An 8,808-nucleotide genomic window follows, 5' to 3' on the forward strand; every position below is an offset into this window, starting at 1 on the left:
TAGCGGAGCTTCCCCACCGCTCCGGCCCTCTCCCTACGGGAAGTTGGCGACGACCGACGGCACGGTCGACGTTCCCGAGGTGGGTGACCCCGTGTTGTTGATGACGTGCTCGTACTGCCCGTTGCCGCTGAGTGAGACGACGAGGAGGCCGTGGAACTTGACGCCCGGCTTCACCGGGGCCTGGAAGCCGTGGTCCTGCCGGATCGTCGGGTCCACGTTGTAGTAGCAGTAGCTGCCCATCCCCCAGCCTTCGTGCGTGTTCACCGAGTCGGCGACCTTGTAGGCCGCGTACCCCTTGGTACTGCCGTTCTGGACGGCGGCCTGGTTGGGTGCGTCGTAAGCCTTCTCGTTCTGGAAGAAGATCGTTCTGCCGCGCTCGCCGTACCACTCCACGTCGTACTTGTTGAAGTGCTCGACGAACAGACCGGTGGCGAGCAGGTCGTCACCGTTGACCCTGACCCCGTAGTCGGCGCGGTTGGTCTCCCAGCCCACGCCGTCGCCGTGGTCCGCACGCCACACCCAGGTGTGGTCGATGATCGCGTCGTCGCTGTTGACGACCATGCTGGTGGTGGCCTTTCCGGGGCCGGCGCCGCCAACCCGGATGAACACGTCCTGGACGGTGGTCGGGTTCGCCGCGTGGTCCGCCGACGAGCCGGCCGGTCCGACCTCCAGCAGGGTCGGAGAGTTGACCGGGCCCGCGTCGATCAGGAAGCCGGCCAGCTTCACACCGTCCACGTCGGCCACCTTCATGGCGGTCACACCGTTGTCCGGAATGATCGTGGCAAGCCCGAGGCCGAGCACCACCGTGTTGGCGCGGTTGACGTTGATCGTGCTGTCGACGTGGTAGACACCGGGCGTGAACACCAGATGCAGCCCCTGGTCCAGTGCCGCGTTGATGGTGGACGCGGTGGCTCCGGGCTTGACGACGTAGAACCTGCTGAGCGGGATCGACTCGCCCTGCGGCGTGCCATTGCCCCATGAGGTGCCGCGTGCGCCCACCCGCTTGGCGGGGGCGAAGACCTTGTACTCGTTGCCGTCCAGGTACAGGAAGGGCTTCTCGCGCGAGACCGGGGTGGTGTCGAGCGTGGTGTACGGCGGGTTGGGGAAGCTCTGCGCCGGTGCCCCCTGCACACCGGAGAAGGTCATGTTCCAGACGCCGTTGGTCCAGCCGCCGACCGAGCTGTCACGGGTGTACCACTGCTGCTGGGAGTACGGGCCGACCGTGCCGTCGATCTTGCTGTCGGCGATGTAACCGCCGCTGGCCCAGCCGTATCCGCTCGGCGCGAGGTTGAGCCCGCCCTTGACGTGCATACGGCGGAAGGGCGCGGCCTGGGAGACCGCCCAGCGATTGGTGCCGTTGACGGGGTTCAGGGCGAGGTTCTCGGCGGAGCGCCAGAAGTTCTGTGTGGCGTTGCCGTTGAACCAGCCGGCGTCGACCGTCACGTCCCCGTTGAACGTCGTGTCGTCCGGGTTCAGCCCCAGACCGGCGATGGAGGTGTAGAAGCCGATCTGGGCGTTGATGTTGTTGTAGGTGCCGGGCTTGAAGAGCAACTGGTAGCGGCTGCTGCCGAACTGCGCGGACTCCTGCTGGCGGAAGATCTGGTCGAGCCTGCCCTGGATGTCGGGCGTGGACGGGTCGAAGACGACGACGTTGGGGCCGAGGTCACCGCCGCCCGGTATCTGCGGTCCGCCTCCGCCGTCCGTCGTTCCGTAGACCTCGAACTCCCACAGTGAGTAGCCGTACTGGGTGGCACGGGCCGTGCCGTACACCCGGACGTAGCGCGCCGTTCCGGAGACGTTGAGCGTCTCGGTGCCTCCGGTGGCGGTGGTGGTGGAGTGCGCCGTGGTCCAGCTGGTGCCGTTTGTGGAGAACTCGACCCGGTACGCCGTCGCGTACGCCGTCTCCCAGGCCAGGACGACCTGGTTCACCGTGGCACTCGCACCGAGGTCGACCTGGATCCACTGCGGGTCGCTGAACGCGCTGGCCCATCGGGTGCCGTTGTCGCCGTCCACCGCGGCAGATGCGGGTGTTCCGCCGTTCTCCTGGCTGGAGGCAGTCACCGTCTTGCCCTGGGAGAGCAGGACGGGAGCCGCGTGCGCCGACGCGGTGGGCAGGATGCCGAGCACCGCCGCGACGAGGGCGGTGATGACGAGAGCCGTCAGCGTGCGGTGGTGCGCCGGGCCGGCGGGTGGGCGCAGCGGTTTGGCGAGGGTAGTGGGCATCAGCGGCTCCTGTGATGTCAGGGGTGGGGGTGAACGCGGACATGAGAGAGCGCTCTCTCACCCTTGTCGATGCTCAACCTGTCAGACAGCCGCGTCAATACTTGTGCACACGATCGTTGGCCAACTGCCCCTGGATGCCTGTTGTGTTCAGGATCTGAAGGCTCAGATCCGAGCTTCGCCCGGACTGGGCGGCTCAACCCCGTAACCGTTGCCGGGAGTTGAATCGACCTGTCCGCAACACTTGACGATTCAAAAGGTGGCGTCCACGCTCCCGGTTGCGGGCCTGGAGGCCCGCCGAGAGGCGACCCCGGGGTCGGCATGCCCGCCCGATCCGCTGGGCGGCAGCACCACCTGCCAGTACACCTCGGCGCGGCTGAACACCTACGGGAAGTTCACCTTCACCTACGGCAGGCTCGAGGCGCGCATCAAGGTCTCGGGCACCCAGGGGCTCTGGCCCGCGTTCTGGATGCTCGGAGCCGACTACTTCTCCGCCGGCCGGCCCTGGCCGTACTGCGGGGAGATCGACATCATGGAGCACGTCGGCAAGGAGCCGAACACCACGTACTCCACTCTGCACGCCCCGGCGTACTTCGGCGCCAACGGCTACGGCTCGCCCTACGCACTGCCCGGAGGCGGGGACTTCGCGAACGACTTCCATACCTTCGCCCTCGACTGGAACAGCAACGGGATGAAGTTCACCGTCGACGGCACCGTGATCCACACGGTCGACAAGGAGACATTGGAGCGGACCCCGTGGGTCTACGACCACCCCTTCTTCCTGATCCTCAACAACGCGGTCGGCGGCGACTGGCCCGGCCCGCCGGACGCCAGCACCCGCTTCCCGCAGAAGATGACCGTCGACTACGTGAAGGTCTGGCAGTAGGCCGGGGGCCTCAGGCCGACTCGCGTACCACCAGCGCCGGATGGAAGATCACCGACGGCGGGCGAAGACCCGGCTCGTTGATCTGCCGCAGCAGCAGCCTGGCCATCTCCGACGACATCTCCTCCACCGGCTGACGCACCGTCGTCAGCGGGGGGTCGCAGGCCAGGGCGGCGTTGCTGTCGTCGAATCCGACGACAGCAACGTCCTGCGGCACGCCTCGGCCCTCGCGGGCGAGCACCGGCAGCGCGCCCAGCGCCATCAGGTCGGAGGCGACGAACAGGCCGTCCAGGTCCGGCCGTTGGGCGAGGAGCTGCTTCATCGCGGCAGCGCCTCCGGCGTGGGTGAAGTCGCCCTCGACGCAGGCAACGTCGTCGATGCCGTGCCGCGCCATCGCGCCGAGGAACCCTTCGAGACGCTCCTGTGCGGCCGGCATGTCCTGCGGGCCCGCCACCGTGCCGATCCGTCTGCGGCCGAGCCCCACCAGATGGTCCGCGGCGAGCTGGACGCCGGCGCGCTGGTCCACCTCGACATAGGTGACGCCGGTGAGCTGCGCGCGACGCCCCGCGTGGACGGCGGGCAGCCTCGTGTCGGTAATCATCTGCGGCAGCGGGTCGGCCGCGTGCGCGGAGACGAGCACCACGCCGTCGACATGCCCCTGGCGCAGATAGGACAGCAGTTGGCCGCGGGAGACCTCGTCGTCCACCAGCATCAGCATCATCTGCACCCCGGCCGGGCGCAGCACTTCGAGCAGTCCGCCGACCACCCGCCCGAAGTAGGGGTCCGTGAACATCCGCCCGATGAAGGGAGTGGCGACGGACCGCTGTTCCTGCTCGGAGACCACGAGGGCTATGGAGTCGGTCCGCCGCGTCACCAGCGACCGGGCGGCGCGGTTGGGCACGTACTGGGTGGCGGCGATGGCTTCCTCGACGACCTGCCGGAGCGCCGCGTCCACCGTGGTCGCTCCGTTGATCACGCGGGAGACTGTGGCGCGGGAGACGCCCGCCACCCGGGCCACGTCCTCAAGGGTCACGGGACGTGTGGACGGGGGCACGTCGGCAGTCATGACCTCTTTATACCGGCAGGTACCGGCGGTGCGGCGGGCTGCCCCCATGATGGGTGGAGCCCACATCTAACCTGACAGGGGCCGCAGTCGGGCCAGCGCGTCGGTGCGGGCGGCGGCGAGATCCGCGGCGAGGCGTCTGGCCTCCGCCCCGGTTCCGCCACGGGACTCGGAGCGGGAGCACTGCCGGTCGTGGTGCTCGAACGCTCCGAGCCCGAAGCGGAGCCACGGCCGATCAACACCCTGGCCGACAAGCTCCTCGAGGTGCACACATGGCTGCGTTCTCAGCTGCGCCATGTGCGGGCCGAGGCGGACGCGCACCTCGCCTCACGCGCGGCGCAGGGGTCCGGCGGGGAAACAGCGCCCCAGCTGGGTTTCCAGATCCGACAGCACTGCCTCGCGTTCTGCGAGACCCTGACGTTCCATCACACCACTCAAGGACGATCTGGCCGCGCTGCTGGCCGACATCGGCACCGCCGATCCGCGGCTGGTGGGACGGCCTGATCGGCCCCGGACACGCGGTGGACACCGACCGCTGGTTCGTCGTCGCCCCGAACGTGCTGGGCGGCTGCCAGGGCAGTACAGGCCCCTCCTCACGGCGCGCCGACGGCAGTCGCTGGGGCGTCGCTTCCCGTTTCTCACGCAGCGGGACCAGGTGGCGGCCGAGGCGGCGCTGGCCGACCGGCTGGGCATCGACCGCTGGGCGGCGGTGATCGGCGGGTCGATGGGCGGGATGCGGGCGCTGGAGTGGGCGGTGTCCCGTCCGGGGCGCACCGAAGCCCCTGTTGCTGCTCGCCTGCCCGCCGGCGGCGAGCGCCGAGCAGATCGCCTGGGCGGACATCCAGCTCCGAGCCATCCGGTCGGATCCGCACTGGCGGGGCGCGGACGGCAACGGCCGACCCTGACCCGGCCCCCACACTCCCATCATGGTGGGCACGCGCACACTGACCCTCCGAACTGTGGTGTCCCACCACATGTGCCCTTGACCTGCGTCTTCCTACGGTGTGGCGACGCACAAACGTCCCCGCCAACTGTCCGGAAGTGGTGTCCATGGCCGCCCCCGCAACCGCTCCACCAGCTCCGAGCTCCCTCAAGCGCATCGTCGCCGCGAGTCTCATCGGCACCACCATCGAGTGGTACGACTTCTTCCTCTACGGATCGGCCGCCGCGCTGGTCTTCAACAAGCTGTTCTTCCCTGGCTCCGACCCGCTCGTCGGAACTCTCCTCTCCTTCCTCACCTACGCCGTCGGCTTCGCCGCCCGCCCCCTGGGTGCACTGGTCTTCGGGCACTACGGCGACCGGCTCGGCCGCAAGAAGCTGCTGGTACTGAGTCTGCTGCTGATGGGTGGGGCGACCTTCGCCATCGGGCTGCTGCCGACGCACGCCACCATCGGGACCGCCGCGCCCGTGCTGCTCACGGTGTTGCGGCTGGTGCAGGGATTCGCGCTCGGCGGTGAATGGGGCGGGGCCGTGTTGCTCGTGTCGGAGCACGGGGACGCCAAACGGCGCGGGTTCTGGGCGTCGTGGCCGCAGACCGGGGCGCCCGCCGGACAGCTGCTCGCCACCGGAGTGCTCTCCGCTCTCACCGCGTTGCTCTCGGATGCCGCCTTCACCTCATGGGGCTGGCGCATACCGTTCCTCCTCTCCGGTGTGCTGGTGATGGTCGGTTTGTGGATACGTCTCTCTGTCGATGAATCCCCGGTCTTCAAGGCGGCGCTGGCACAGGCCGAGGAGCGCAGGGCGGCCGCCGGGCAGGTCGAGAAGATGCCGCTCGTCGCCGTGCTGCGGCACCACTGGCGCGATGTGCTGGTGGCGATGGGCGCGCGAATGGCTGAGAACATCAGCTACTACGTCATCACGGCGTTCATCCTCGTCTACGCGACGACCGCAGTGGAGCTCAGCAAGCAGACCGCGCTCAATGCCGTACTCATTGCCTCCGCCGTGCACTTCGCGGTGATCCCGGCGTGGGGCGCGCTGTCGGACCGGATCGGGCGCAGGCCTGTGTATCTCATCGGCGCGATCGGTGTCGGCGCCTGGATGTTCCCGTTCTTCGCACTCATCGACACGGGCAGTTTCGGCAGTCTGCTGCTCGCCGTCACGGTGGGGCTTGTGCTGCACGGGGCGATGTACGCACCCCAGGCGGCGTTCTTCTCCGAGATGTTCGCCACGCGCGTGCGCTATTCGGGGGCCTCCATCGGTGCGCAGTTCTCGTCGGTCGCGGCCGGCGCTCCGGCTCCGCTGATCGCCACGGCGCTCCTCGCCGACTACGACTCGTCGACGCCGATCGCTCTGTACGTCATCGCCGCCGCGCTGCTCACCATCGTGGCCGTCGGCTGTGCGCGGGAGACCCGGCAGCGGGATCTGAACGCGATCGAGGCCGAGCCGGTGGACGACGGGCCGGCGGCTCGGCCGGCCGATGCGCGAACTGCCTGACAGGCAGACGCATGGCGTATGGGTGTGTGGCGCTGCGCGGGTCCCAACGGGGTCCGCGCAGCGGCGCGTTCAGTGGGCGACCGCCGCGGACATCGCATGCAGCCGCAGTGCCAGCTGGATCTCCAACGCCCTCGCCGGTGACTGCCAGTCGGAGCCGAGCAGCCGGCCTATTCGTTCCAGGCGCTGGGCCACAGTGTTCACATGGACGTGCAGGTCGTCCTTCGTACGGGCCGGGCTCATGCCGCTCGCGAAGTACGCATCGAGCGTACGGACCAGGTCGGTGCCGCGCCGCCGGTCGTACTCGACGACCTCGCCCATCGTGCGCCGTACGAAGCCGTCGATGTCGCCGGGGTCGGCGAGCAGCATGCCGAGGAACCCCAAGTCCTGTGCCGCGGCGCCCTGTCCGGAGCGGCCGAGCAGGCGCAGGGCGTCGAGGCAGCGACGCGCCTGTGCGTACGCGCCGGCTATCGGGCTCGGGTCGCCGGCGGGCGCGGCCACCGGTGAGGATGCGCCGACAGTGACCAACTCCCTGAGCGTGCCGCCCAGTTGCCTGGCGGTCTGGCGCGCGACGTCGGACGCACTGTCGTCGGGGCCGAGCGGCAGCAGCAGTACGGTGCCGCCGTCGCGAGCAGCCGCCAGACCCGAACGGGTCGCGGCCAGGTGTGAGGCGGCGGACCACAGACGCTGACGGTCCGCGGTCTCTCGCTCGGCGGCAGCGGTGTCCCGTCCGGTCGAGTCCCGGACGGCCGAGTCCCGGTCCGCGGCGTCCGTGCCGGGGCCGTCAATGCGGGCGGCGAGCACCACATGCGGGGCGTCCAGGTCGGCCCGAAGCCGCGCAGCCCGCTCACGCAGCAGCCGCGGGTCGCGGTCGGCGGCGTCGAGGAGGTCGTCGAGCAGCTCGCCCCGTACACGCTGTTCGGCGTCGTGGGCGGAGCGCCGGGCGAGCAGCAGCAGCGAGGTGACCATGGCGGCGCGCTCCAAGGTGCGCAGGTCGACGGGATCGAGGTCCCGCCGGCTGCGGAGCACCAGGGCGCCCAGCAGCTCGCCGCCCGCCGAGACCGCTGCCACCCAGTCGTCTCCGTGCCGTATCGCACGGCCGTCGGCGCCGGTTGCGTCGAGGTCGTCGTCGGTGAACTCGACCGAGCCTTCCAGGACTTCGGACAGGGCGGCGGCCACGTCATGAACGCCTCCGCCGCGCAGCACCACCTCGGTGAGCCGGTCGTGGACCTCCGAGGCACGCTCGATGACGCCGCTGTGATCCCGGATGATTTCGTTGGCCCGCTCCAGCTCGGCAAGCGCCGAACGGGTCTCCGCCAGCAGGTTGGCGGTGTCGATGGCGACGGCCGCATGGGCGGCGAAGGAGGCCAGCAGCGCGACCTGTTCGCGTTCGAAGACTCTCGCGCGGCGGTCCGCGGCGTAGAGCACGCCGATCACTTGGCTGCCGAGCGTCAGCGGCACCCCGAGGATCGCGACCAGGCCCTCGTCGCTGACGGCCGTGTCTATCGCCCTCGTGTGCTCGAAGCGGGCGTCGTCGAAATAGCTGTCGGTGACATACGGTCGGGCGGTCTGGGCGACGAGCCCGCCGAGCCCCTCCCCCATGCCGAGCCGCAGCTGCTGGAAGCGCGCCGACACCGACCCTTCCGTGACCCGCATATAGGTGTCGCCCGCCGACGGGTCGTTGAGGCTCAGATACGCGACCTCGGTGCCGAGCAGCGAGCGGGCGCGCTGCACGATCGCCCGGAGCACGGCGTCGAGGTCGCGCAGACCCGCCAGGTCGTGCGCGGTCTCGAAGAGCGCGGACAGCTCGGCCTCACGCCGTCGCCGCCCCTCCAGCTCGGCGCGCACCCGCAGCGCGAGCTGCTTGGCGTGCTCGATGGCGGCGAGCTCGTCCGGTGCCGCGCCGCTCGCGCGGGCGAGCAGCACGGGCCGGTCGTACGCCTCGGTGGCGGCACCGCGTGCCAGGAGCTCCAGGTAGGAGGCTTGATCGTGGGACATGGACACAGGATTACCTGCCGTACGGGTGGTCGCACCAGCCCTGTGGACGACGAAGCCGTTGTGGACAACCGCGTCACCCCAGGCAGGCGGCCGCGGGATGTCGCGGGAAGCCCAGGATGTCTAGTCCCGTACTTCGCGGGTCGTTGATTCGTATGGTGTGACCGGTCCGGGGGTGTCCTGGGCCGGTCGTGTGGCGTTGGGTGGGGTGTGTCGA

At 69.7% G+C, this 8,808-nt stretch carries 5 protein-coding genes and 2 pseudogenes; 3 read left to right on the top strand and 4 right to left on the bottom strand.

Annotated features, from left to right (window positions below):
- Positions 1-33: 33 nt before the first annotated feature.
- Positions 34-2,223, bottom strand: coding sequence for a discoidin domain-containing protein (locus tag ACWDO5_RS22640; RefSeq protein ID WP_450532155.1), 2,190 nt, complete (start codon positions 2,221-2,223; stop codon positions 34-36).
- 283 nt (positions 2,224-2,506) lie between these two features.
- On the opposite strand from ACWDO5_RS22640, the pseudogene ACWDO5_RS22645 reads away from it, so the two are divergent.
- A pseudogene (locus ACWDO5_RS22645) lies at positions 2,507-3,106 on the top strand (glycoside hydrolase family 16 protein); the annotation flags it as partial.
- A gap of 10 nt (positions 3,107-3,116) precedes the next feature.
- Here the strand turns inward: ACWDO5_RS22645 and ACWDO5_RS22650 are convergent.
- Both ACWDO5_RS22650 and ACWDO5_RS22655 read right to left on the bottom strand, forming a co-directional pair.
- The gene (locus ACWDO5_RS22650) at positions 3,117-4,169 is read right to left on the bottom strand and encodes a LacI family DNA-binding transcriptional regulator (protein WP_450532156.1); all 1,053 of its coding nucleotides are present in this window, start codon (positions 4,167-4,169) and stop codon (positions 3,117-3,119) included.
- A 66-nt stretch (positions 4,170-4,235) separates the two neighbouring features.
- Complete coding sequence (locus ACWDO5_RS22655; protein ID WP_450532159.1) at positions 4,236-4,463, bottom strand: hypothetical protein; 228 nt, start codon at positions 4,461-4,463, stop codon at positions 4,236-4,238.
- On the opposite strand from ACWDO5_RS22655, the pseudogene ACWDO5_RS22660 reads away from it, so the two are divergent.
- Both ACWDO5_RS22660 and ACWDO5_RS22665 read left to right on the top strand, forming a co-directional pair.
- Positions 4,439-5,053 (top strand): annotated as a pseudogene (locus ACWDO5_RS22660) (alpha/beta fold hydrolase); the annotation flags it as partial. The gene ACWDO5_RS22655 and the pseudogene ACWDO5_RS22660 sit on opposite strands and share 25 nt — an antisense overlap.
- Positions 5,054-5,216: 163 nt before the next feature.
- Positions 5,217-6,599 (top strand): MFS transporter, encoded by a 1,383-nt coding sequence (locus ACWDO5_RS22665; RefSeq protein ID WP_450532157.1) that lies wholly within the window; start codon positions 5,217-5,219, stop codon positions 6,597-6,599.
- 69 nt (positions 6,600-6,668) lie between these two features.
- Here ACWDO5_RS22665 and ACWDO5_RS22670 read toward each other — a convergent pair whose 3' ends face one another.
- Positions 6,669-8,594: a helix-turn-helix domain-containing protein gene (locus ACWDO5_RS22670; protein ID WP_450532158.1), complete on the bottom strand. Its 1,926-nt coding sequence runs from the start codon at positions 8,592-8,594 to the stop codon at positions 6,669-6,671.
- Positions 8,595-8,808 lie beyond the last annotated feature (214 nt).

Source organism: Streptomyces sp. NPDC000880 (assembly GCF_053599675.1).